Annotated in this window: 27 protein-coding genes; 15 read left to right on the top strand and 12 right to left on the bottom strand. The window is 47.4% G+C overall.

Annotation, left to right across the window (positions count from 1 at the left end):
- Positions 1-143: 143 nt before the first annotated feature.
- From NDI34_RS06580 to NDI34_RS06565, 4 genes are all read right to left on the bottom strand, one after another.
- Positions 144-1,079, bottom strand: coding sequence for an MBL fold metallo-hydrolase (locus tag NDI34_RS06580; protein WP_190412348.1), 936 nt, complete (start codon positions 1,077-1,079; stop codon positions 144-146).
- 8 nt (positions 1,080-1,087) lie between these two features.
- Positions 1,088-1,480, bottom strand: coding sequence for an aspartate 1-decarboxylase (panD, locus tag NDI34_RS06575; protein WP_190412855.1), 393 nt, complete (start codon positions 1,478-1,480; stop codon positions 1,088-1,090).
- Between the two features lie 201 nt (positions 1,481-1,681).
- Positions 1,682-2,197 (bottom strand): inorganic diphosphatase, encoded by a 516-nt coding sequence (locus NDI34_RS06570; protein ID WP_190412349.1) that lies wholly within the window; start codon positions 2,195-2,197, stop codon positions 1,682-1,684.
- A 263-nt stretch (positions 2,198-2,460) separates the two neighbouring features.
- Complete coding sequence (locus NDI34_RS06565) at positions 2,461-2,652, bottom strand: hypothetical protein (RefSeq protein ID WP_190412350.1); 192 nt, start codon at positions 2,650-2,652, stop codon at positions 2,461-2,463.
- A 333-nt stretch (positions 2,653-2,985) separates the two neighbouring features.
- Here NDI34_RS06565 and NDI34_RS06560 point away from each other — a divergent pair, with 333 nt between their 5' ends.
- The 5 genes from NDI34_RS06560 (at position 2,986) to NDI34_RS06540 (ending at position 7,107) form a co-directional block, all read left to right on the top strand.
- Positions 2,986-3,183 (top strand): hypothetical protein, encoded by a 198-nt coding sequence (locus NDI34_RS06560; protein ID WP_190434305.1) that lies wholly within the window; start codon positions 2,986-2,988, stop codon positions 3,181-3,183.
- A 120-nt stretch (positions 3,184-3,303) separates the two neighbouring features.
- Positions 3,304-3,807, top strand: coding sequence for a DUF4112 domain-containing protein (locus tag NDI34_RS06555; protein ID WP_190412352.1), 504 nt, complete (start codon positions 3,304-3,306; stop codon positions 3,805-3,807).
- Positions 3,808-3,927: 120 nt separating this feature from the next.
- A complete protein-coding gene (locus tag NDI34_RS06550; RefSeq protein WP_190412353.1) occupies positions 3,928-4,890 on the top strand; it encodes an alpha/beta hydrolase in 963 nt (320 codons plus the stop codon).
- Positions 4,891-5,244: 354 nt separating this feature from the next.
- Positions 5,245-5,745, top strand: coding sequence for a DUF4278 domain-containing protein (locus tag NDI34_RS06545; RefSeq protein ID WP_348232207.1), 501 nt, complete (start codon positions 5,245-5,247; stop codon positions 5,743-5,745).
- Positions 5,746-6,069: 324 nt separating this feature from the next.
- Complete coding sequence (locus NDI34_RS06540) at positions 6,070-7,107, top strand: hypothetical protein (RefSeq protein WP_348232206.1); 1,038 nt, start codon at positions 6,070-6,072, stop codon at positions 7,105-7,107.
- 55 nt (positions 7,108-7,162) lie between these two features.
- Here the strand turns inward: NDI34_RS06540 and NDI34_RS06535 are convergent, their stop codons facing one another.
- The gene (locus tag NDI34_RS06535) at positions 7,163-7,426 is read right to left on the bottom strand and encodes a transporter suffix domain-containing protein (RefSeq protein ID WP_348232205.1); all 264 of its coding nucleotides are present in this window, start codon (positions 7,424-7,426) and stop codon (positions 7,163-7,165) included.
- 91 nt (positions 7,427-7,517) lie between these two features.
- A complete protein-coding gene (locus tag NDI34_RS06530) occupies positions 7,518-8,363 on the bottom strand; it encodes a carbohydrate ABC transporter permease (protein ID WP_190412358.1) in 846 nt (281 codons plus the stop codon).
- Positions 8,364-8,503: 140 nt separating this feature from the next.
- Here NDI34_RS06530 and NDI34_RS06525 point away from each other — a divergent pair, with 140 nt between their 5' ends.
- The 6 genes from NDI34_RS06525 (at position 8,504) to folE (ending at position 15,090) form a co-directional block, all read left to right on the top strand.
- Complete coding sequence (locus tag NDI34_RS06525; protein ID WP_190430702.1) at positions 8,504-9,199, top strand: aldehyde oxygenase (deformylating); 696 nt, start codon at positions 8,504-8,506, stop codon at positions 9,197-9,199.
- A 97-nt stretch (positions 9,200-9,296) separates the two neighbouring features.
- Positions 9,297-10,883 (top strand): B12-binding domain-containing radical SAM protein, encoded by a 1,587-nt coding sequence (locus NDI34_RS06520; RefSeq protein WP_348232204.1) that lies wholly within the window; start codon positions 9,297-9,299, stop codon positions 10,881-10,883.
- 165 nt (positions 10,884-11,048) lie between these two features.
- Complete coding sequence (locus NDI34_RS06515) at positions 11,049-12,074, top strand: long-chain acyl-[acyl-carrier-protein] reductase (protein WP_190412361.1); 1,026 nt, start codon at positions 11,049-11,051, stop codon at positions 12,072-12,074.
- A 188-nt stretch (positions 12,075-12,262) separates the two neighbouring features.
- Positions 12,263-13,246, top strand: coding sequence for an acetyl-CoA carboxylase carboxyl transferase subunit alpha (gene accA, locus NDI34_RS06510; RefSeq protein ID WP_190434300.1), 984 nt, complete (start codon positions 12,263-12,265; stop codon positions 13,244-13,246).
- Between the two features lie 299 nt (positions 13,247-13,545).
- Positions 13,546-14,271, top strand: a complete 726-nt coding sequence (locus tag NDI34_RS06505; protein ID WP_348232203.1) for an SDR family oxidoreductase — start codon at positions 13,546-13,548, stop codon at positions 14,269-14,271.
- Positions 14,272-14,385: 114 nt separating this feature from the next.
- Positions 14,386-15,090, top strand: coding sequence for a GTP cyclohydrolase I FolE (folE, locus tag NDI34_RS06500; protein WP_190412364.1), 705 nt, complete (start codon positions 14,386-14,388; stop codon positions 15,088-15,090).
- A gap of 226 nt (positions 15,091-15,316) precedes the next feature.
- On the opposite strand, the gene NDI34_RS06495 is transcribed toward folE, so the two are convergent.
- Both NDI34_RS06495 and NDI34_RS06490 read right to left on the bottom strand, forming a co-directional pair.
- Positions 15,317-15,811, bottom strand: a complete 495-nt coding sequence (locus NDI34_RS06495; protein WP_348232202.1) for a peptidoglycan-binding protein — start codon at positions 15,809-15,811, stop codon at positions 15,317-15,319.
- Between the two features lie 163 nt (positions 15,812-15,974).
- The gene (locus NDI34_RS06490; RefSeq protein ID WP_348232201.1) at positions 15,975-16,616 is read right to left on the bottom strand and encodes a phosphoribosylanthranilate isomerase; all 642 of its coding nucleotides are present in this window, start codon (positions 16,614-16,616) and stop codon (positions 15,975-15,977) included.
- A gap of 128 nt (positions 16,617-16,744) precedes the next feature.
- On the opposite strand from NDI34_RS06490, the gene psaK (NDI34_RS06485) reads away from it, so the two are divergent.
- The 4 genes from psaK (NDI34_RS06485) to NDI34_RS06470 all read left to right on the top strand — a co-directional run bounded on the left by psaK (NDI34_RS06485) (position 16,745) and on the right by NDI34_RS06470 (position 19,329).
- Positions 16,745-17,023, top strand: coding sequence for a photosystem I reaction center subunit PsaK (gene psaK, locus NDI34_RS06485; RefSeq protein WP_190412367.1), 279 nt, complete (start codon positions 16,745-16,747; stop codon positions 17,021-17,023).
- A 123-nt stretch (positions 17,024-17,146) separates the two neighbouring features.
- Positions 17,147-17,437: a photosystem I reaction center subunit PsaK gene (gene psaK / locus NDI34_RS06480; RefSeq protein ID WP_348232200.1), complete on the top strand. Its 291-nt coding sequence runs from the start codon at positions 17,147-17,149 to the stop codon at positions 17,435-17,437.
- Between the two features lie 175 nt (positions 17,438-17,612).
- A complete protein-coding gene (locus tag NDI34_RS06475) occupies positions 17,613-18,812 on the top strand; it encodes a site-2 protease family protein (RefSeq protein ID WP_348232199.1) in 1,200 nt (399 codons plus the stop codon).
- Positions 18,813-18,837: 25 nt separating this feature from the next.
- On the top strand, positions 18,838-19,329 hold the full coding sequence (locus NDI34_RS06470) for a DinB family protein (RefSeq protein ID WP_190536318.1): 492 nt from the start codon (positions 18,838-18,840) through the stop codon (positions 19,327-19,329).
- 11 nt (positions 19,330-19,340) lie between these two features.
- Here the strand turns inward: NDI34_RS06470 and NDI34_RS06465 are convergent, their stop codons facing one another.
- From NDI34_RS06465 to glnA, 4 genes are all read right to left on the bottom strand, one after another.
- A complete protein-coding gene (locus tag NDI34_RS06465; RefSeq protein ID WP_348232198.1) occupies positions 19,341-20,141 on the bottom strand; it encodes a biotin/lipoate A/B protein ligase family protein in 801 nt (266 codons plus the stop codon).
- Between the two features lie 38 nt (positions 20,142-20,179).
- Positions 20,180-20,683, bottom strand: coding sequence for a YbjN domain-containing protein (locus tag NDI34_RS06460; protein ID WP_190430709.1), 504 nt, complete (start codon positions 20,681-20,683; stop codon positions 20,180-20,182).
- 240 nt (positions 20,684-20,923) lie between these two features.
- Positions 20,924-22,036: a methyltransferase domain-containing protein gene (locus NDI34_RS06455; RefSeq protein WP_348232230.1), complete on the bottom strand. Its 1,113-nt coding sequence runs from the start codon at positions 22,034-22,036 to the stop codon at positions 20,924-20,926.
- Positions 22,037-22,384: 348 nt separating this feature from the next.
- The gene (glnA, locus tag NDI34_RS06450; protein ID WP_190412373.1) at positions 22,385-23,806 is read right to left on the bottom strand and encodes a type I glutamate--ammonia ligase; all 1,422 of its coding nucleotides are present in this window, start codon (positions 23,804-23,806) and stop codon (positions 22,385-22,387) included.
- Positions 23,807-23,971: the final 165 nt, after the last annotated feature.

The raw sequence follows: 23,971 nt of genomic DNA, 5'->3' as shown, positions 1-23,971 counted from the left end.
GAATTTAAGAACTCTTTTTTCACTCATTCCTCTTTTCCTAAAGTAACAAAAGAGGGATAAAAACTCTGATTACCAGAAAAAAGTTTTGAATTTTGAATTTAAGAACTTTTTTGTGGCTCAAAACTCTACACTCTCATGACCGATTACTCAACGGCTAAAATCATTCCTTCACGGGCGAGTAATCCATTCGGAAACGCCGACTGGATTTGTCCTTCAACTTGGTCGAGAAAGTCATCGCTGTAGTCTGGTTCGTAGCTAAACATCACCAATTTTTTGACGTTAGCCGCATCAGCGGCTTTAACGCAGGTTTGCCAGAAGGGATTTTCGCAGGGTTGAATCGCAAAGTCACCTGCATGAGAAGACTCACCGTTTGCCCCCAAACCTTGGTCTAGTTCCGGGGAAGTCGCATTGCAAATGAGTAAATCGGCTTCACGGGCTAAGTGCAGCAGATTTTCATCAAGGGCATTCGGATCGTTGTCTGCACCCGTAGCGTAAACAGCCGTGCGTCCCTGCCAGGTAACTCGGTAGCCTATTGTCCGCAGGGAATTGTTGGTTAAACAGGTTTCAATCGTGATATCGTCTACCGCGAGCGTCTCGCCGGGAGTTAGATCGTAGAACTGTAGTTCTGATTGCATCACCTGTATAGGGACTGGAAAATTCGGAGGCGTCATCTGGTCGCTGAGACTTTGTTGAATCGATGCTCCATCAGATCCTGCTGCCCCATAAATATGAAAACAATTGCCCTTAATAAAGGCAGGAACGAAAAAAGGAACGCCTTGAATGCGATCGCTTTGCGAGTCGGTAAAGAATACGTAAGCTTCCACCGGCATTTGACGCAGTAATTGATTACCCAGTAACCGCAAGCCGGTGCCGCCATCAAAAATTAATCGTTTGGAGCCTACCCGCATTTCCACACAGGGAGTATTGCCGCCGTAGCGAAGCGTCTCCTTGCCAGCGGCGGCAATTTTGCCCCGCACACCCCAAAACTGCACCACAAACTCTGCGTCAGCTTGGGTTGACTGACTTGCTGTGGGATTGGAGATTTGAGGATTTGGTGCCGCTGGTTCTTTTGAAGACATATATTCGCTCAAGAAGTTAGCTGCACGCTTAGCAGATCGTCGTAGCGGCGGACTTCTATTAACCGATTTTGCCCGTCTACGAGGACAACTTTAGGTTGATAAGTTTTCAGTTCTTCTGGGCTAAATTGCCCGTAGGTCATGATGATTAAGCGATCGCCCTTCATGCCCAAACGAGCCGCCGCACCATTGAGTTCGACTGCCCCTGAATTTGCCGGTGCCGCGATTGCATAAGTAATCAAGCGCTCTCCATTCGAGACATTCACGACTTGTACCTGTTCATAAGGTAGTATACCTGCGGCATCCAACAGGGTTCTATCAATACTGATACTCCCTACATAGTCAAGATTTGCCCTAGTAAGCGTGCAACTATGAATTTTTGATAGAAGAAGCGATCGCTGCATACAAGAAAGGTAATTAACACCATTGAGAAAGTGCAAGGCGCTGATTGCTTCTCCTGCTATGCCTGCACTTTCCTCATGTTGTATCTATCAGCACTAGGGTTCGGCGCATGAAAAGTTTTCTCAGCTAAAGCTGATTCTAACGTTCTCAAACCACTTCATCCCTCAATTTTTTCCTAGTTCGCTCACCTAGCGCTCGTAGACCTACCCTTTGCTGCCAGCTTTAATACATTGTTCCACCAGCGGCATCACTTTATCGACATCTTGCCAACCCAGAATTTCTGTGACCTTTTTCTCTAAGTTCTTGTAGGTCTTGAAAAATTCTGCGATTTCGTCTAGTCGGTGTGGCGCAAGGTCTTTGAGAGATTTGACTTGGGCATAGCGCGGATCTTTGTCGGGAACGCATAGAATTTTTTCGTCCCGATCTCCCCCGTCAATCATCTCTAACATTCCGATAGGTCGCGCTTGAATAACACACCCTGGAAATGTTGGCTCTTCCATTAACACCATGCCATCCAGGGGATCGCCATCATCTGCTAGGGTGTTGGGTACGAAGCCGTAGTCATAGGGGTACTGCACCGAAGAATAAAGCACCCGGTCTAGGGCAAAGGCTTGTAAGTCCTTATCGTACTCGTACTTATTTTTGCTACCAGCGGTAATTTCAACCAGGACGTTAATGAGACCTGGTTTGGGTTGAGCAGGAATGCGTGTTAAATCCAAAACGTTTCTCCAGTTTCTCCAAGCAACACAAAGTATTGGGGGTGCCCTGATGTCAGTTTGAAGGCTGTAGAGGCTTAACGTAGTTACTTTACAGCCGCTACGAATCGCACCCGTTGTTGAAGGAGGAATCAGAATATTCCTCCTTCATCCTTCATCCTTTCAGATAGCCCTTGTGAGCATTCTACGGGAAGAAGGTCAACACAGAATCTTCTGTTTACCCAGATTCCAGGATTACGCGATATCCATTTGTTGGATCTTGAAGGTCAGTCTTCGGGTATCGGGATTGAATAGCTGGTTTGCTGCTGCAAGCTTTGAGCGCCGCTTGGAGAGTAGTGCGCGATCGCAAACACAGGTAAGGTCAAAGTCAACAAAGCAATTGCAGTTCCTAGTAACTCTGCCCACCTTTGCGGAGGAGGTTGGTCAGAAGAGTTAGAGGACTGGCTACTTAATTCCATAAAAAGATAATTGCAAACTCAACACGATCAAATGAAACAGTGAAAAGAGGGGAAATTTTGAACCTCCTCTGTTCTTAATTCTAGCGAGTTCTTCTAAGCTGTCTGTCGTCTATTAAACAATCTCAACCTATAGATAGGTGCTATCAAACACGCTAATGGATGTCAACCGTCTTTGGGAATAGAAGATTAAAGCTTGAAAGGAGGAGAAATTTTAGGTTAGTTTAAACATTTAACTTGCAAGTTGTTAACTTGCAAGAATCGGGGCTGAATTCTAGTGCCCGACGAAGCTATGATGCATAAAAGAAGCTCACACCGGAAGACGGAGTGGTAGCCATGTACCTTCCCAGTGCCCTTGCCGACGAACTCAAGCTCTACCTAGAGCAACTGGCTGATAAGGGAGAGACACAAGCGCAAACCCTGTTGACTCAAATCGAACAAGTTGCAACTCCTAGCTCAACGCTGACAACGCTAACGGATATGGAGCAAGAAATGTCTTCCGTACCTCCAGAAGGGATGGGTTTGAGGTGTTGAACACTGATGCCAACAGCAAGACATTCCAATAGCAAGACGAAGCTTTGTTCCTTTTCCGTCAGTAGTAGGTGGTAACGATTTTTTCCCTATCCGCTACTCACTCCCCCATTATCGATTCTGATGTCTCAGCCTCCTCCCAAACCTCCTATAAGATCGACGGACGCCAAGTCAGCTAGAATTAAGCGCCTGCGATCGCTTACTTATATTCTGGATAATGCAATCGCGATTCCGGGAACTTCCTACCGCGTGGGCATCGATCCTCTACTTGGACTGCTCCCTGGAGGCGGGGATATACTAGGAAGTGCCTTGTCAGGCTATATCGTGCTGGAGGCAGCGCTGCTGGGTCTACCACGAGAAGCTTTGGTGCGGATGGTGCTAAATATTATTTTTGAGACTTTAGTTGGCACTGTGCCGGTGTTGGGGGATTTCTTTGACGCTACCTGGAAAGCGAATGCTAAAAACATGATGCTTCTAGAAGCTCATCTCGCTTCTCCTCGGCAGAGTCAAAAAGCAGATTGGTGGTTTATCATTCTGCTGTTGGGTGGGTTGATGCTCTTTGTGATTTGCATTGCTGCTTTCAGTCTTTTTATCCTGAATCTGCTGTGGCAAACGATAACTAAATAAAAATTAAAAATTAAAAACTTTAATTCGTTTCTCCTTTCCAATCTGAATATTTTTAATTCCTTGCAAGCAAAGTTTATTGGCTAATCCTTGAATTCGATTCTCAAGGGAATTGTACAACAGATGAGTAAGAAAGACTGGTGGGAAGCCACATTTCCAAACGGGCGTCAAACGATAACCATTTCTGATGCTAACGGGAATCCTGTAAAAATTGCTTATGGCGAAAAAGGTACAGGTAAACCGCTATTTTTAGTGCATGGAATGGCGAGCTGGAGCTACAATTGGCGTTACGCGATTGAGCCATTGTCACAACATTTTCGCGTTATCTGTTTCGATGCGAAAGGACACGGTTTTTCCGAGATGCCATCACACCCGGAAATACTCGGTCATCAATCGCTCGAACTAGAGCAGATCGTGCGAGCGTTATGCGATGAACCGGCTGTTGTGGTAGCCCTATCTTTGGGGGCATTAGTGACCCTCGCCACCGCCCAAGCGCATCCAGATTTGTTCGATCGATTAGTTGTAATTAATGTACCGATTTTCCTCAAACGATTGCCATTTTGGGGGATGCAGTTATTAGCAGATTTGCCGTTAGATTTAGTTAAGATAGCGGATCATCTGCGCGTGACTCAACTGTTTGCACCGCTACTGTGGCAAATTGTAGCCTTCGGGCGTCGGGAAGTTGTAGTGGATTGGACACGAATTACACCCGAAGAAGTTTACTGGATTACTTATCCGTATGTTGAATTTCCGAATGCTTTGACAAAAACTGCCGAGGATTTACAACACGCGGCGCAAGAAATACAGCGTTTGGTAAAGAATGAACCGAATTTAATTCGTAACGTACAAGATAACCTGAGTGCGATCGCGTGTCCGACTCTAATTCTCTGGGGCGATCAAGATCAATGGTTCCCAGTTGCTGATGGCAAAAAACTTCATGCCTGTATGCCCAGCTCTAAGTTTAAGATTATCCCCAACTGCGGTCATGATGCGGCGGGAAGTCACGCAGATGCGATCGCGTCCGAGATTCTTGAGTTTATGCGCGATACAGATTTTCTAAATTCAGAATCTTTGTATCGTTTTTAGCAGTAAAGTTACCCTAAGTGTTGTCCATCTAATTCCAAATTCCACTAGGTGCAGGGAGATCCCGCACCTACTAGCTTATATAAACAAAGTCCGCGCCGTCGCCAAAGGCAAGCGATGAGAGAGATGTGTCGCCGTATTGTTAGGTTGCGATCGCATTCCCGTCAGTTATGATAGTTTCTTCTCTGCTTGGAACCTCAGCCAGTTCTTAAATACGACCGATTTAAAATTCAACTGTTCAACCAAAAGGATGAGCCAAATTAATCCACCAGTAGTAGGCTGATTAGTAATAATTCGCTTATATTTTTAAATACACTTCGCACTCTAGTTTCAGAGGTAACTTCAGAAGTGATAAATATGTCCTTGTCTTTCATCATGCCGCTAGCGATTACCTTGCTAGCTGTTTATATCCTTCAAAATTCTGCTGACGAAATTTCCTATCTCGCCGCCGCAATTTCTCTTGTTGGTTTATTTGTAAGTTTGGTTGTAGCGCCTTGGCAAATTCAGGTATTGCTGCTATTGGTCGTACTGCTAAGCGCAAGACGACTTTTGCAGCAATGTCAGCCTGTAGTCGATGCTCAATTTGACACGCAATCTGAGCCTAAGATTGAGCCTCAACCTGAATTTCAGGAAGACGACAAGACTCAACTCAGCTATCGCGGGATTAACTACGAATCCACCCCTTCAACCGTTGAAGTAGCAGAAGTTGAAGTTACAGGAAAATACCGGGGTCAGGTTTGTAAAGTCCGTAAAACAGAAAATATTCCGGTGTCTCAACCGACATCGGGATTAAAATATCGAGGCGCTACCGTGATTTCTCAAGCTTCCCCTACACCTCCGGTTGAAGAATCAAAATAAATGCCAGAATCTTAGCCACAGATGCAACGGTAGCAATTGAGCGAATTTTGCTGCAAGTAACCTGCACTTAAAATATGCTGTTGCTCGGGTTGGATTAGGGCGATTGTTTAAACAGAAACTCTCCTCGCTGCAATTCGCAGACGACCTCTACAGATTTCTGGAGTACGCACAATTAATTTTCCAATGTTGGTGCTAGTTGACATATTTACCTCTATAAGACTTGACTTATATTTTAACGTTGCAAAGAGCGCGCTTTTGTGCTAGAAAGTCTGCGGCTACGGGTTGTGTCATAATAAGGCGATCGACCCCCATAGAGCGCTACTAATGGTGCAATCACCCGAATCTCCCAGCGAACTTGCTGCTGCCCTTCAGAACCCAGTCGATCTAAATTTCGATCTGCCCGATCCAGAGGATGAGCAGATTCCAGAGTTTGAGTTTCAGCAACTAGTAGAGAATGCTTGGCTGGTGTGCGATCGCTTCGACTTGCAGACAGAAATCTGGCGGGGGCGGATTTTGCGAATCGTGCGCGATCGAGAGAAACAAGGCGGTGACGGACGCGGTACCGGATTTCTCAATTGGCTGAAAGAACGGGAAATCAGTAAAAGTCAGGCATATTCCTTAATTCAACTGGCAAATAGTGCTGATACCCTCTTAGAAGAGGGACATCTTGACCCGGAGGCGATTCGTAGCTTCAGCAAACGCGCCTTCATCGAAACCTCTAAGGCTTCCCCAGAAATCCAACAACTGGTGACTGATGCGGCAAATAAAGGCGATCGCATTACCAGGCGCGAAGTGCGACAACTCTCCGACGAATGGACAGCCATGAATTCAGAATTGCTACCAGATGAAGTCAAGGAAAAGGCCGCTGCGGGTTCTCTTCCCCCCCGATTTCTGTCTCCTCTGGTGCGGGAAATGGAGAAATTACCTGAATCTCACATCAGCGCCCTGAAAGAGGAAGTCGCCGGGAACCCGGATGTCGATACGGTTAAACAGGTGACATCAGATGCCCGAAATTTATCTAAATACTTAGACGCCGCCGCCCAAGTCCAGGCAATTGAGCGCACCTCTATTGACGTGGAAATGGCATTAGAGGAAGCTTTGCGTCTGGGTTGTTTAAATACCGCTGCCGATATGGTGAAGCAGGCGGCGCAGCTGGAACAGACGATTGCCAAATTTTACATGACCTGGAAGCGGCTGGGCAGTCTGACCGATAGGTTGTATGTAGACACTGGCGCAAGTAGCCCTCATTTGCGATCGCTCCTTTCTTGTTTGGAACGCCTTGCGGGTGAAGTTGTGGAGGTGAGTTTGGATGATGAAGGCGATCGCACGATTCGCCTCAAAGTCATCGCAGATAACGCCTAAAACGCTCTCTTCAGAGGCGATTAATCGCGTTTCTCCAGAGATATCCCAAGATAGGTCAATTCGATCTTTTCTTGGGGCGGATCGATTTTTTAACTTTCCTCCAAATTGCTCGCGGATTCAAGTAAGCCCGATATTTGGTTGCGGCTTCTTTTCCGACTAGCACTAAACCCACCCAAAACGCAACTTCTCCCACAACCGCAAGAATCGGAACTAATATGGCTTTTTGGGCGATCGCTAGCGGTAGCAAGGGCACCACTAAGAGGATTGCCACCCAAGGCAGGAAAGAGAAAACAATTAAAAATATACCGAGTTTCTGCATACTCCTGATTGTGACAAACTGTAACAAGATTGACAGGATATATGCACAGTATCTTGTAGGGATATAGAAGACATCCCCTGCAAGCGTCAGATTAATTCTTAATCCCCGTCGCCGCAATCCCCCGAATGAACTGACGCTGTCCGACGAGAAACAGTAACACGACAGGTACGGTAGCGATCGCAACAGCCGCCATCAGCAAAGGCCAATTATTCGTAAATTGCTCCTGAAACTCTGCCAACGCTAGCTGCACCGTCCTCAATTCCGGTCGCGTTGTAAAAATCAGGGGCTTAAACAAATCGTTCCATTCCCCAATAAATGTGAACAGAAACAGCGTCACCAATGCCGGACGAGACAACGGTAGCATCACCCGCCACAGAATTTGTAGGCGGTTTGCCCCATCCAGCGCCGCTGCTTCCTCCAACTCCACTGGAATCGTTTGAAAATACTGCCGCAACAGAAAAATCCCAAATCCATTCGCCGCCGTAGGTAAAATCAGCGCCCAGTAAGTGTTGATCAAGTGTCCCCACTTTAAAACCAAAAAAATTGGAATTACCAACAGTTGAAAGGGAATTACCAGCGTAGCCAAGACAATCAGCAGAATTGCCTGACGCCCCTGAAACTTCAGCCGCGCCAACGCATAACCGGCGAGTGCAGCGGTGATCGTCTGAAACCCAGTTACAGCTAGCGCCACTAGGGTTGAATTGGCAAATGCTAACAGAAAGTTGCCGCGCCTCCAAGCTTCGCGGTAATTGGCAAAGCCGGGGTGAGATGGAAAGAAGCTTCCTCCAGGTGTCGCACCCACTTTGTCAAAAGAGGTAAGGAAGACGATGCCAAGCGGTAGTAGCACGACACAAGCGCCCAGCAACAGCAATAGCGGGATTGCAAACTGGGAAAGCTGAGTGGCTGACAATCGACCCTGTGGATTTTTCTTAGGCATGAATACTTACTTAAATTGACTGATCCCGTTTGGCTCCAGGATAGGTACAGTACAATTATTAGATTAAGTTACGTTACTATTCCACAGAAATTTAGGTCGGTCTAGGATCGACCTATTCGTGAGGAGCAGACAGGAGATTTATGCCGTCGCTTGAAACCAGCCTAGAAATTGACTTCCACAGTGAAACCTACAAGGACGCTTACAGCCGCATCAATGCGATTGTGATTGAAGGCGAACAAGAGGCTCATGAGAATTACATCAAGTTAGCAGAATTGCTGCCAGAAGATAAGGAGCAGTTGATCCGTTTATCCAAAATGGAGAGTCGTCACAAGAAAGGATTTGAAGCCTGCGGGCGGAATCTCGAAGTGACGCCAGATTTAGAATTTGCTCGCAAGTTCTTCTCCGGACTGCACCAAAATTTCCAAGATGCGGCAGCAGAAGGCGGGATTGTGACCTGTTTGCTGATTCAAGCATTAATTATCGAATGCTTTGCGATCGCTGCTTACAACATCTATATCCCCGTTGCTGATGACTTCGCCCGTAAAATTACTGAGGGTGTTGTTAAAGATGAATACAGCCATCTCAACTACGGCGAAGTTTGGCTGAAAAACCATTTCGAGGAATCCAAAGCAGAATTTGAAGCAGCTAATCGTCAGAACCTTCCCATCGTCTGGCGGATGCTCAACGAAGTCGAAAAGGATGCCAGTATTCTGGGAATGGACAAAGAATCTTTAGTTGAAGACTTCATGATTCAATACGGCGAAGCGCTGAGCAATATTGGCTTTACTACCCGCGATATCATGCGGATGTCAGCCTACGGGCTTGCCGCTGCATAGTTGCCTAGTATAACTTGTGGGGGATGTCAAGTCAGGTAGTGCAGAGTAAGAGTGGGGAATTGCCTGAAACCAAGTCATCTATTTGAGGACGGAGTCAATGAAGGCGCTTTTACTCTCCCCCACTTTTCCCCAGTCTTTCTGGTCATATGACCGTTTTATGGAAATCGCTGGACTCAAAGCAGTGATCCCTCCTTTGGGAATTATTACAGTTGCAGCACTGTTGCCAAAAGATTGGGAAATTAAGTTTTATGACCGCAATGTGAAGACTGAGACGGAGGCCGATTGGGAGTGGTGCGACATCGTTGTTCTATCGGCAATGCTGGCACAACGAGAAGATTTTCACTTCCTGATCAAAAAGGCAGTCGAGTTAGGAAAAAAAGTGGCAGTTGGAGGGCCTTATCCAACGTCCGTTCCTGAAGACGCTCTCGCCTCTGGAGCACATTATCTAATTTTGGATGAAGGGGAATTAACAGTACCGGACTTTCTGCAAGCGATCGCGCAGGGTCAAGAAAAAGGTGTTTTTCGCTCCATCGAAAAGCCGGATGTTACCCTAAGTCCCCTTCCTCGCTTTGATTTACTGAAGCGAGATGCCTACTTGATGATGGCAATTCAGTTTTCTCGCGGTTGCCCGTTTAACTGCGAATTCTGCGACATTATCAGCCTCTACGGTCGCAAACCGCGTACCAAAGAACCGGCTCAAGTGTTGGCAGAGTTGCAAAGCCTCTATGACTTAGGCTGGCGGGGTTCCTTATTCATCGTCGATGACAATTTTATTGGCAATCAGCGCAACGTCAAGCGCTTGCTAAGAGAATTGATTCCTTGGATGCAGGAACACAACTATCCCTTCACCTTCATGACCGAAGCCTCTGTTAATTTAGCAGAGGATGATGAACTACTACAGTTGATGAAAAAAGCCGGTTTTTACGCCGTCTTTCTCGGTATTGAAACCCCAGATCAAGACAGCCTGCAAGTCACTCGAAAGCTTCAAAATACCCGCAACCCGCTTTTAGAAGCGTGTCGCAAGATCAACGAAGCCGGAATGCTAATTTATGCAGGATTTATTCTCGGCTTCGATGGAGAACGCGCGGGTGCTGGCGATCGCATTCAAGCCTTTGTCGAACAAACCAGCATTCCTCAACCGATGCTAGGCATTCTGCAAGCCTTACCGAATACGGCTCTGTGGACTCGACTCCAAAAAGAGCAGCGTTTATTAGAAGGAGTTGGCATCACTGAGGTAGGCGATCAGAATTCCTTGATGAATTTTACGCCTAGCCGACCTTTAGCAGACATTGCCAGAGAGTATGTAGAAGGCTTCTGGACAATGTACGAACCCCAGAACTATCTCAGACGCTGTTTTAATCAATGCCTCAACATCGTTCCACCGCCAGGAAGAACGCAAAATATGTACTTTCCGGCTGGCAAAGGACTGCGGCTAGTCGCCCAGTTAATTTGGCATCAGGGCATTCGGCGACCTGAAATTCGCGGTCAATTTTGGCGACAGCTTTGGCTGATTTTACGCCAAAAGCCTCAATTCCTAAATATGTATCTCGGCCTGTGTGCAGCTGGAGAGCATTTCTGGGAGTACCGCCTTTTAGCCAGAGAACGGATTACCCAACAGCTAGGCTACGATCCGATCGCTGCGCCAGCATCACCCGAACAAAAACCCGCACTTGTAAACGTCTGATCCGAGCTTTTCGCTCGCTAGAAGGCAAGAAAACAGCCATTTATAAATGCAAATCAACCTGCCGCTCAGAAGAGCGGCAATTTTTTGTACTATTGTTAAGAGTATTTAACTATTTTTTCCCCTTCCACCTTCCTTTCCTATCCAGAGGCGTAGTTAGAACCATTCATGTTTGGTTTAATCGGTCACCTTACTAATTTGCAACACGCTCAATCTGTGGCTAGAGAGCTTGGCTACCCAGAATATGCCGATCAAGGGCTAGATTTTTGGTGTAGCGCTCCGCCTCAAATCGTCGATCACATCACTGTCACCAGCATTACCGGACAAAAAATCGAAGGTCGGTATGTGGAATCTTGCTTTGTACCAGAAATGCTGGCCAGTGGGAGAGGTAAGACAGCAGTCCGGAAAGTTCTCAACGCAATGGCTCATGCTCAAAAACATGGCATTAACATTAGTGCGTTGGGCGGCTTTTCCTCGATTATTTTTGAAGAATTCAACCTGCATGAAAGTAAGCAGGTTCGCAATATCAAACTGGAATTTGAGCGATTTACCACCGGCAATACCCATACGGCTTACATTATCTGTCGCCAATTGGAAGAAGTGTCGAAAGAGCTGGGCATCGATCTCAGTAAAGCAACTGTGGCGGTTTGTGGAGCCACAGGCGATATTGGCAGCGCTGTCTGTCGTTGGCTAGATGCTCGAACTGAGGTGCCAGAACTGTTGCTGATTGCCCGGAAGCAAGAGCGATTGCAAGCTTTGCAGGCGGAACTCGGCAGAGGCAAAATCATGGGATTGGAAGAGGCGCTGCCTTTGGCTGATATTGTAGTTTGGGTAGCCAGTATGCCCAAAGGGATGGAAATTGATCCCACGGTTTTGAAAAAACCTTGTTTGCTGATTGATGGGGGCTATCCGAAAAACCTGTCAACAAAAATCCAGCATCCAGGCGTCTATGTCGTCAATGGGGGGATTGTTGAACATTCCCTGGATATTGACTGGCGGATTATGAAAATCGTCAATTTGATGGAAGCTCCAGGACGCCAGTTATTCGCCTGTTTTGCCGAATCGATGCTGTTGGAATTTGAAAAGTGGCACACCAACTTTTCTTGGGGACGCAATCAAATTACCGTCGAGAAGATGGAGCAAATCGGTGAATCCTCCGTGAGGCATGGATTCCGACCTTTGTTGACTTATTAGTCAGGAGTCAGGAGTCAGTTGTCAGTTGATAGAAAAAGGCTAGTTATTTTTTGTCTAGTGTTACTTCTTTCTTTGACTCCTAACTCCTGACGGCTGACTACTGACAACTGACTGACTACTGAGCATTGTAAGGGCGACCCCCTATGCTCGTCGCTGCACTACTGACCACCGATCGCTGACTAGGAACTATGTCAACTTCTTCTGAGCGCAAGCCGTTACTTCTAGATTTTGAAAAGCCTCTGTCCGAACTAGAGGCACGAATTGACCAAATTCGCGAACTTGCAGAAGATCAGGACGTCGATGTCTCCGATCAGATTCGTCAGTTGGAGGCACGAGCAGTGCAACTTCGTGAGGAGATTTTCAATAGTTTATCCCCGTCCCAGCGGCTGCAACTGGCTCGGCATCCTCGGCGTCCCAGTACATTAGACTACATCCAGGCAATGAGCGATGAATGGATGGAACTACACGGCGATCGCGGTGGGAATGACGACCCAGCGTTAGTCGGCGGCGTAGCTCGTCTGGGTGGGCGTCCCGTTGTGATGCTGGGTCATCAAAAGGGCCGCGATACGAAGGATAATGTCGCCCGGAATTTTGGGATGCCTGCTCCAGGAGGCTACCGCAAGGCGATGCGGTTAATGGAACACGCCAATCGCTTTGGAATGCCGATTCTCACGTTTATCGATACGCCGGGAGCTTGGGCAGGTGTGGAAGCCGAGCAACGGGGACAAGGAGAAGCGATCGCCTATAATTTGCGGGAGATGTTCCGCCTGGATGTCCCGATCCTCTGCACCGTTATCGGGGAAGGTGGTTCTGGCGGTGCGTTGGGAATTGGCGTCGGCGATCGACTATTAATGTTTGAACACGCCGTTTATACCGTTGCGACCCCCGAAGCTTGTGCAGCAATTTTGTGGAAAGATGCTTCCAAAGCTCCCCAAGCAGCCACAGCACTAAAAATTACGGCTTGGGATTTGAAAAACTTAGGCATTCTCGATGTTCTGTTGCCCGAACCTGTTGGCGGCGCTCATGGCGAGCCGCTAAAAGCCGCTGCCATCTTAAAAGATGCTCTGTTGCAAAACTTAGAAGAACTCTCCCAGATGACCTCTCAACAGCGGCGGGAGCTACGTTATCAAAAGTTTCGGAGTATTGGCGTTTATACGGAAATCTCCGCCTAACGAGGGTTGACCTTAGAAGACGCTGTGACGAGTGGTATAATCAACAAGGTAACAAATTATTACAAGTTCTCAGTTGAGAGGAGTTGCCTTCTAAGAAATTAGCGATGAGCTGGCAAGCAATTAACGGCGACAGCGAATCGATCGTAGACAACGACTCAAACAATGAGAACTTTACGTAGTAAGCGTTCTCCTAGGCGATCGCTTAAGCTTATTTTGCTTTCCTACAGGGTAGCCAAACCAAGTAGGAAAAGTAAGCAAAGAGCTGATGGCTACCTAATCAAAAAATACGGGAAGAATTGATGACTTCTCCAATCGAACGGCGTGCCTTGATTACCGGGGCCAGTAGTGGGATTGGCAAGGCGACAGCTTTGGCATTTGCGAAAGCAGGATTCCATGTGGCTTTAGTCAGCCGCTCTGAGTCTAAATTAGAGGCTGTCGCTGAAGCTGCTCGGAAGACCGGGGTGACAGCGAAAGCGTATGCCCTGGATCTAGCCGATATTGAGCAGGTAAGAGAAAAGGTCGCCGCGATCGCTGACTCCTTTGGCTCGATTGATGTTCTGGTGAACAATGCCGGGATGGGCTACACCGGCGAGATTATGTCAACACCTTTATCCGAATGGCAACAAGTGATTGACCTAAATCTCACCAGCGTGTTTCAGTGTATCCAGGGAATTTTGCCCTCGATGCGCGATCGCGGCTCTGGGATAATTATTAATGTGGCATCTATTGCCGGTCAGCAACCTTTTCCTGGCTGGGGTGCCTACAACGTTAGCAAAGCGGCTCTGATTGCCTTATCGAAAACCCTCGCAGCAGAAGAACGTGCCAAAGGCATTCGCGTTGTAACGATCTCTCCAGGTGCTGTCAATACCCCAATTTGGGACACAGAAGCGGTTCAAGTCGAACTGAACCGTTCAGCCATGTTAACACCAGAAATCGTTGCCCAGTCGATTCTGCACATGGCTCTCGTGCCAGAACAGGCAGTGATTGAGGAATTAACCTTAATGCCGAACGCTGGGGTTTTATGAGTTGTAAGTTTTGAATGATGAATTAAACCTAAATTCATCACTCAACAGTCTCAAAAAATCCCTAACGAACTCATCACTCCGTTAACCACTCCAAACCCTAACAAAGACTGAATCATGACTACTGCTTCTTCCCACGGTTCTAATGGCTCTAACCCATCAGGCGATTTGAGCGCCAAAATTGCTCCGCCGCGACCTGACCGCAACACAATGAATGGTAGAGAACCCAATTTGCAGCCGCCTCCGGAAGAACTCAACGATGAGATGATGAGTGCTGTAAGGACGCTGCTACTGGGAGTGGGTGAAGACCCGGAACGGGAAGGCTTACTCAAAACGCCTAAGCGAGTAGCAGAAGCAATGCGCTTTCTCACCAGTGGCTATACTCAGTCGCTAGAAGACCTTGTCAACGGAGCTATCTTTGATGAGGGTCATAACGAGATGGTTCTTGTCCGGGATATCAATGTCTTTAGTCTTTGCGAACACCATATGCTGCCATTTATGGGTAAGGCGCACGTTGCCTATATCCCTAACCAAAAAGTGGTAGGTCTTAGCAAGCTTGCTCGGATTGTTGAGATGTATTCTCGCCGCTTGCAGGTACAGGAACGGCTGACGCGCCAGATTGCTGAAGCGGTGCAGACGATTCTTGAGCCGAAGGGAGTCGCTGTTGTCATGGAAGCTACCCATATGTGTATGGTAATGCGAGGCGTCCAGAAGCCCGGTTCTTGGACTGTTACCAGTGCGATGGTCGGCGTATTTCAGGACGAGCAAAAAACTCGTGAAGAGTTCCTTAATTTAATTCGTCACCAACCCGCTTTCTTTTAAGCGTTGTTGGCAGTAATAGCAGGGAGATTTCGCTCCTCATAAAGAGAAAACTCCTAATTTCTTAAAGTAGGGACACGGCAAGGCCGTGTCCCTATAACGGTTAATGAATTGGGTTTTTATACCATTTGGTTCATGAAGCGCTACATTAACAATTCCCCCACCCCCGATAAATTGGGAGGCTAAGAAGTCTAAATGTTGCAAACAAAAGAACAAAATGGTTTTACAATCAGCATCCCCCCATTTGCTGACGCACTTGAGAAAGAGCATACCAAGTCTTTTCACCAACAATTCCATCTACTAATAAACCGTTGCGTTTTTGGAAGAATCTAACAGCAGCATCGGTGCGCGGCCCAAATACACCGTTAATTTCATCATTAAAGTTACCGGCTACAAATAGCACCTGCTGAAGTGTGATTACTGCTTCACCTTTAGCTCCGCGCTTCAGCATGGGCATATTAACCGGAGCGCCTGTATAAAGTGCTTGCCAAGTCAACGGCCCGACAATACCATCTTCTTTGAGGAAAACCCAATTCTGAAAAACAATGACGGCATATTCTACTTCTTGATTAAAAATTCCGTGAATCGCTCCGAAATAAGCGCATCTATCAGTTAATATTTGTTGTAATTCTCTAACTACCGATCCAGAGCTGCCTAACCCTAGAACGGGTTTATTAAACTGAGCTTGATTGGTGAAGGTTTGATTGGATTCGTTAGCAAGCATGATGTGGATTCCTTTGGATTTGTTGGTGTTCTACATCTCCAAAGTACTTTTAAGAAAGTGCTTGTCACTTCGCACAGTCGGGTAAACTAACTGGATTGGTTTGCTCTCGTTCTATCTGTTCACCCGTTAGCAGGAGGCGATCGTGCCAAAAGAGCGAAGCTCCCTACAACTTGAACCGTGTTCCCCGCAGTTTCTCAAACAAATCCGCAACTCGATTTAAATCTTTATCTCCAGGCGATCGCTCGACACCACTCGATAAATCAATCCCGCTAGGATGCAATTGAGCGATCGCATCCAAAATATTGTCTGGTGTCAAGCCACCGGCAAGCAACCAGGGACAGCTAGGATTGAACTGTTGGAGGTTCTTCCAGTCCAACGTTTTGCCAGTACCTCCCAACATTTGGGGATGATAAGCGTCCAGCAACAAGGTATTCGCACACTCTGCATAGACATCTGCCTGAGTTAAATCCTCTAGAGTTTTCACTCTCAGGGCTTTGATGATTTCCACGCTGGGCAGCAATTGGCGCAACTGACGGCAAAATTCTGGTGTTTCTCCGCCATGTAACTGCACGCCTGTCAAGTTAGCGATGGCGACACATTGATAGATTTCTTCCAGCGTTGTGTTGGCAAAGACACCAATCCGCTCAACGTCAGGGGGTAAGCGTTCCATCACGGAGCGGATTTGAACTGCACTCACGTAGCGCGGGGAGGAGGACACGCAAATAAATCCTAGGGCGGTTGCTCCCAGTTGCGCGATCGCTTGCCCTTGATCTGGTTTGGTAATCCCGCAAATCTTGACTCGCATTAAATTTTTTCGATTTGTATCAAAAATTAATATAACTGTTAACTGTTAAAACAAATTCCGACTTTTTACTAAGAGGTTTCTATAATACTTTGGGTTTTGATATTTGTGTCCAAGCAGGAGACAAGAACTTGATTCACTTGACAATACTCGCCGCCGTACAATCTACCGTTCCCGCGACCCCATCGTGGACTCCAATGGTCGGATTGGTGATGATTCTGTGCAACCTGTTGGCGATCGCCATCGGTCGCTTCGCTATCCAGAAGCCAGGAGTAGGACCAGACCTGCCTCTCGCTAAACCCGCTTTGTTACGCAATTTTACAGTGCCTGAACTTCTAGCGACAATGAGCTTCGGTCACATTATTGGAACAGGCGTCATCCTAGGATTAACGAACGCGGGTGCCCTTTAAAGGGCGATTATTTCTGCTTTGGGTGACTTAAAAATTTAGCTCATCCATCAGGAAGAATCAACAGTTCCCTCCGCGTTTTATAATCCCTTCGTTGCTAATTTTATCAAAGCAGGAGAAAAGAAATTGATTGACTTAAGTTTACTTGCAAGTTTACTTGCAGCATTGCAGCAGACGGTTCCTCCAACACCAACAATCGGCCCTGGTGTATTCATTGTCATGACTGCTTTCAACATTCTGGGTCTTTTTCTTGCCCGCAATGCTGTCCAAAAGCCGGGAGTTGGCCCTAAACTGCCTTTCCCACTGCCTGGTTTTGGTAAGAACTTTAGCGTCGCTCAATTTATTGCAGGTTTGAGTTTTGGACACATCCTGGGAACAGGTGCCATCTTGGGACTGACCAATACGGGTCTCCTTTAGAAGCCATCGCTCGATAATAACTGTCTTTTCAGTGAAGTTAGTAGAGTGGGCGCTGCTCACCAATTACCCCAAAGGTCGGCAAGGCTCACTCTCCTACTTCACGCTTCATTTTCCATGCTTCTACAAGAGCCGTCGTATATCCTGGTAAGTGCAAGGATTTAGATGGGAAAGTTTGATGCAGGCAGCTTGGCGAGTTGGCTCTCTATTCGGAATTCCGCTATTTATAGATTATTCGTGGTTTTTTATTTTAGCTTTGATCGCCTTTGCGAATGCCCTGGATTTCTCACCCGCCTTGGGTCCAGTGCTAGGCGGGGGTGCGGGATTATTAATGGCTTTATTGCTGTTTGGTTCGGTTTTACTGCACGAACTGGGTCATAGTTTAGTCGCGCGATCGCAAGGAATCGAAGTGAATTCGATTACTTTATTTCTATTTGGCGGGATAGCAGCAATTGACCGGGAATCCAAAACCCCAGAAGCAGCCTTTCAAGTGGCGATCGCTGGACCTGCGGTTAGCTTAGTGCTGTACTCGCTATTTTACTTAGTGGCTCATGGACTGCCAATCTCCGGTATCGTGCAGGTCATGGCATTAGACTTGGCAAAGATTAACCTAGTCTTGGCATTATTCAACCTGATTCCCGGTCTCCCCTTAGATGGCGGACAAGTTGTGAAAGCAGCCGTGTGGAAGTTTACCGGAGACCGCTTTCAGGGCGTCCGTTGGGCAGCCAAAAGCGGTTTAATTTTAGGTTGGGGCGCGATCGCTGTCGGAGTGGCGATTATTGCTTTCAAGGATCAGTGGTTCAGTGGCTTCTGGATTTCCTTACTCGGCTGGTTTGGGATTCGCAACGCCCGTTCCTACGACCAGATGACCACCCTCCAAGAATCCTTGCTTCAGATCGTGGCGAAAGACGCCATGACCCAAGAATTTCGGGTGGTGGATGCGAACAAGACCTTGCGCCAGTTTGCCGATGAGTACATTTTGGAAGCTTCCCACTTTCCGGTTTACTTTGCGGCGAGTGAAGGTCGCTATCGCGGTTTAGTCTCTGTTGAAGATTTGCATTTCGTAGAGCGCGGTCTGTGGGAAACGCAAAATCTGCATAGTATTGTGCATCCCCTGACGGAAATTGCCACTGTTGAAGAGAAAATGCCTTTGGTAGAAGTGATTAACTGCATGGAAGCCAAGCAGTTAAATTGGATTACTGTCCTCTCACCGGCTGGGACAGTCGCCGGTATTATCGACCGGGGCGATGTTGTCCGCGCTGTTGCATCGAAGCTGAATTTACTGATTACGGAAGTAGAAATCAAGCGGGTTAAGGCAGAGGGCACCTATCCGCCGAGTTTGCAGTTACAAGCGATCGCAAAATCAACCACTGATTAATTGACACTAGAAAACGAGTCTGAATATGCTCATACAGCACTTCCAGATGCTCGCACGCTACAACACGCTGGCAAATCGCAGACTTTATGAAGTTTGCACTCGTTTGGATGATGTAGAACGTAAACGTACCAGACCCGCCTTCTTTAAAAGTATTCACGGGACGCTGAATCACATCATGATAGGCGATCGCATCTGGTTATCGCGGTTTGAGGGCAAAGAAGTTCCCTCAACCGGACTTGACGCAATTCTCTATGAGGATTTCGACAAGCTTACCAAAGCGCGTGTATTAGAAGATGAGCGCATCGAAGCCTTCTCAGATAGTTTAAACGACGAATTCTTGAGCGGTACGATCAAGTACCGCAATAACCAAGGAAATATTTATATCGATCCGGTTGATTTGTTGATCGCACACTTTTTTAATCACCAGACCCACCACCGAGGACAAATTCACGATCTGTTAACGCAGACTGAAATTACCCCGCCAGTTCTAGATATGCACCGAGTTATCCGACCTTAGAGTCACTCGCGTTAGCATTGTCCATCTTGATTCTGTAAGGCTGGATTCTCCGAGACTTTATTCGGTGAGGGAATCGCTAATTCTGGCTGCGCCAAAATTTCCTGCCACTCACTTTCAGAAAAAGGCTGCACCAGCATCTCAACACCAAAACAATCCTTAGCTGCTACCGTCAAAGCTTCTACAACTGTTAGAATTAGCGCCTCTCCCTGTTGTTTATTCGCTAGTTTAACCGGCGTTACCGCCTCGCCAAACACCTGTTCAAACAGCGTCGCATCTGGTGACAAACGTATCGACCCGTGCTGCAAGATGGTATTGCCTCGCCTCATCTGGGCACTCCCAATTAATTTAGAACCATCCGCTAAAACTAAATCGGCACCCGTCGAGGTGCCAAAACAATTGGGATTGTGAATGTAACCCCGTCCTGCCGACCCGTAGTGCAATTCTAGACCGAGCGATCGCCATCCCTGAATCAAAAACTCACAAATCTCTTGGTACGCTTGCAGGCGACTACCAGCAAGTCCTGACGTTACCACCATGTAGGTCAAATCGCCCTGGTGCAGCACTCCCCGTCCGCCAGTCGGACGTCGCACCAAATCCACTACACCCGCCGCAGCCAGCTGCTGCCAAGATGCAGGTAAGCGGTGTTGATGATATCCCAACGAAATTGCCAGTGGAGACCAGGTATAAAACCGTAAGGCTGGAGGATGCAAACCCAGATGGTGCTGCTCCAGTAACCATCGGTCGATTGCCATCTGGACGCGACCTGACGCTTCCAGCAGCGGAATCAAACGCCAGTAGCGGTTATTGGTCATTTGTCATTTGCCTAAAATCAATGACCAATGACCAATAACTAACTACCAAATTCAGCTTGTAAAGCTTCGTCGTTATTATCTGCAATCGTCGCGACAACGGTGACAGCGCGGGAAATTTCTCCAGGAGAAAGCTCGGCGACAGTGCGAGATGTCAGCACTGCCACTTGGTTCTCCACAATGCCAAAACGCGATTCAAACGTGTCCGACCAATTCATTTCCAAGAGTTTCCGCATCAACAGCGGTTCGTTCGTGGCAGGTAGCTTGAGAACATAAGACCAAACGGTGAAAGTATCCTCCTCGGTAATCCCCGTGAGTTGCACAAACACCTCAACGCTACCGTACTTAAATTTCCAAAGATAGCTGCTGTCTTCGCCACGGCTTACCATTGCCGTATCGTCCTGATCCAAGCTGGAGATAACGGTTTGAATTACATCAACATAGTTGACTACCGTTGCATCCTCAATCAGCTCATTGGTAACTAGATCCTCTGTTGACAGTCCTTGGGTGGAAACACTTTCCACAGCAGGCTGGTTGGTGGTCATAATACCTTCTGCTTATCGTTTTGCGGTTTGCCTAGACCAACTCTATCGCCTAGAGGCACATTTGGAGGACACCTCTAAAGATTAGTTTTTTATTTTCAAGTGTTAAGTAGTTTAATCATCGCTTATACAGCGATCGCCTTCAGCCGCTTCTTCTGATTCTCGTTACTAGGACAGCTCTATCCATCCTAGTAACGAGCCTTAGCCTCGATGCCCTCTGTTGCTACTTCTCGACACCGTGTTTCAAACCATGAGCTTGCGATCGCTTTGTTCTCCATCTAAAGCCGTTGTCTTTTCAGAACCCGGCTTATGAGCAATCAAATACTTGCTCATAAAGTGAACTTCACTCGAAATGTTCTCGAAGCCTGCTTTTTCCAACCGTTTCACCAAATCATCCGTGATGTAGTGTTTGTAGTATGGCTCGTGGAATGTTTCTGGGAAGTTTTCCATCAGTGGCACCAAGTCTGGAGCATCGCTGACCTGAATCGAGTCGCAGATAATAAAGACTCCACCCGGTTTCGTGACTCGGTAGCACTGCTCGATCACCTGCTGACGCACCGCTGCTGGAAGCTCATGGAAGAGAAACACGCAAGTAACCGCATGGAAATGCTCATCCACGTAAGGGATTTTCTCAGCATTCGCTTGGAGGAGTTGGGGCAATTCTCCAGGATTTTCAGATAACATCTGATTCGCCTTCCGCAAGTAAGCGGGTGACAAATCGATTCCAAACAGAGATGCTTCCGGCAAAGCGCCGCGGATTAATTTCAAAGTGCGCCCCGTTCCACTTGCCACATCCAGAATGCGAACTTGTCTGGGTGGAATAGAATCAAAAGCTTTCAGCCCTTGTTTCAATGGCGCGAGAATCCGCCGCCGCATCGCATCTGCCGTGCCACCAAAAAGAATTTCTACTTGCAAATCATAGAGATTCGCGGACCAGTCACTTAAGTAACCATCAGTTTGGTGGTGGAAGTTTTGCAGGTAGTAGCTTGGATAACCATCCGTGGAAATGTTTGGAGAAAAGTCTTGATGCCGCTTTTGGTTCGCCCGCTGATGCACTTGCAGCGTATCCAGCCAAACCATCGGATAATAGCGGAAAAAATCGCTCCATGAGTTATCAAACAGTAAGCTAGCGGGATATACACCTCGCTCAACATCCTGCCAATCGGCTTCGATAATCCGATCGTGCCTTTGTTTCAGTTTTTGTATAACCTCTGGCGGAATCGGCTTGGTTTTCACCTCCGGTGGAGGTGAAATTAAATTCAGCAACTGAGAATTTAATATTTTATGAGCTAAACCAAAGTAATTTTTGCCTTGCTGAAAAGTCTGATAGGTCAGCTTGGTTAAAGTCTCAGTAATAGTAGTTGCTGGGTCAAGGTTTGAGGTTGACTGCATAGAGGCTAACGATGGGTGCTGAAAACTGAGTACGACTATGAAAATGCTGCGCGGTTATATGTCTTTTTGTTAAGACATATTTCTTATGTTAACTCAGTTTCGACAACTGCCATCTGTCTCCAGTGGGACAAGAAAAAGCGCCACCCTTATGGGTGGCGGGCTAGGGATGAGTTGTTTTCCAGGAAGGGGATACCCCACCCCACAGCTTAGAACGCTTTAAGAAAGGCAAGCTCTAGATTTGGCAGGAATGCTTAGCAAAAACGTCAAGCTTTGTTCCTACACAATTTGCCTTCCCATGAGCGAGAAAAGAAATTAGCAATCATAGTAGAGAGCGAACTCGTAGGGATGGGGGCGCAGCCGCATCGGGTTGACTTCGTTATCGAGCTTGTATGAAATCCAAGTCTGGATGAAGTCTGGGGTGAACACGCCCGTCTCGGTCAAGAAAGCGTGATCGTTTTCCAACGCCTCCAGGGCACCTTCGAGCGATCCTGGGGTGGAAGGAACATTCGCCAGTTCCTCTGGGGTTAGGTCGTAAATATCCTTATCCAGGGATTCACCGGGGTCAATTTGGTTTTTGATACCATCTAGACCCGCACAGAGCATGGCAGCAAACGCCAAGTAGGGGTTAGAAGTCGCATCCGGACAACGGAACTCTAAGCGCTTCGCTTTAGGATTGGTACCAGATAGCGGAATCCGAATCGAGGCAGAACGGTTTCCTTGGGAGTAAGCCAAGTTCACGGGTGCTTCAAAACCGGGCACCAAGCGCTTGTAAGAATTGGTTGTGGGATTGGTCAAAGCCAACAGCGCCGGTGCGTGCTTGAGGATGCCACCGATGTAGTGCAACGCCATTTGGCTTAAGCCAGCATACTTATCGCCTGCGAATAGCGGCTGCCCATCCTTCCAAATCGACTGGTGGGTATGCATCCCAGAACCGTTGTCGTTAAACAGTGGCTTCGGCATGAAGGTGACTGTTTTGCCATATTTCTTGGCAACGTTCTTGATGACGTACTTGTAAGTCATCAGATAGTCAGCAGCTTGTACCAAAGTTGCGAAGCGGAAACCCAGTTCGCACTGTCCGCCGGTAGCAACTTCGTGGTGGTGCTTTTCAATCGGCACCCCGCACTTCGCCATCGTCAGCAGCATTTCTGTCCGCATATCCTGGGAGGTATCCGTCGGCGCGACTGGGAAATAACCCTCTTTGTAGCGAGGTTTATAACCGAGGTTGCCACCCTCTTCTTTTTTCCCAGAATTCCAACGTCCCTCGACGGAGTCTACGTGGTAATAGCCTTCATGCTGGTTTTGGTCAAAGCGGACATCATCAAAGATGAAGAACTCAGCTTCCGGGCCAATGAAGGCTGTATCGCCAATGCCGGTGGAAATTAGGTAGTCTACTGCCTTCTGAGCAATGGTGCGGGGGTCGCGGCTGTAAGGTTGGCCCGTCCGGGGTTCGATAATGCTACAGACGACGCTTAAAGTCGGCTCTGCCATAAATGGGTCGATCCAGGCAGTTGTCGGATCTAGCACCATTGCCATGTCTGATTCGTTGATGGCTTTCCAACCCCGGATACTAGAGCCATCGAAGGGTACGCCCTCGGTAAAGCTACTTTCGTCAATTTGGTCGTGATACATCGACAAATGCTGCCAGATACCCGGCATATCGATGAACTTGAGGTCAATGATCTGGATGTTTTTTTCTTTGACGTAAGTCAAAAATTCTTGCGGGGTCTGGAACATTACGACGGACTCCTTATTTTCTAAGCTGGCTCAGTCTGGAAAGCAGAAAAAACAGTAAGAGCGATCATCAGGGTTGGTGAATCGTCAAGTCAAGAGGGGGAGAACCTGGATTGAAAGCAAGCATTTTCAGGTGAGACTTCCCGATCCAGAAGTACAACTTTCCTG

The organism is Trichocoleus sp. DQ-U1 (assembly GCF_039961925.1).
Taxonomy (GTDB): Bacteria; Cyanobacteriota; Cyanobacteriia; order Cyanobacteriales; family FACHB-T130; genus FACHB-T130.
This window is presented reverse-complemented; position numbering and strand designations above follow the sequence as displayed.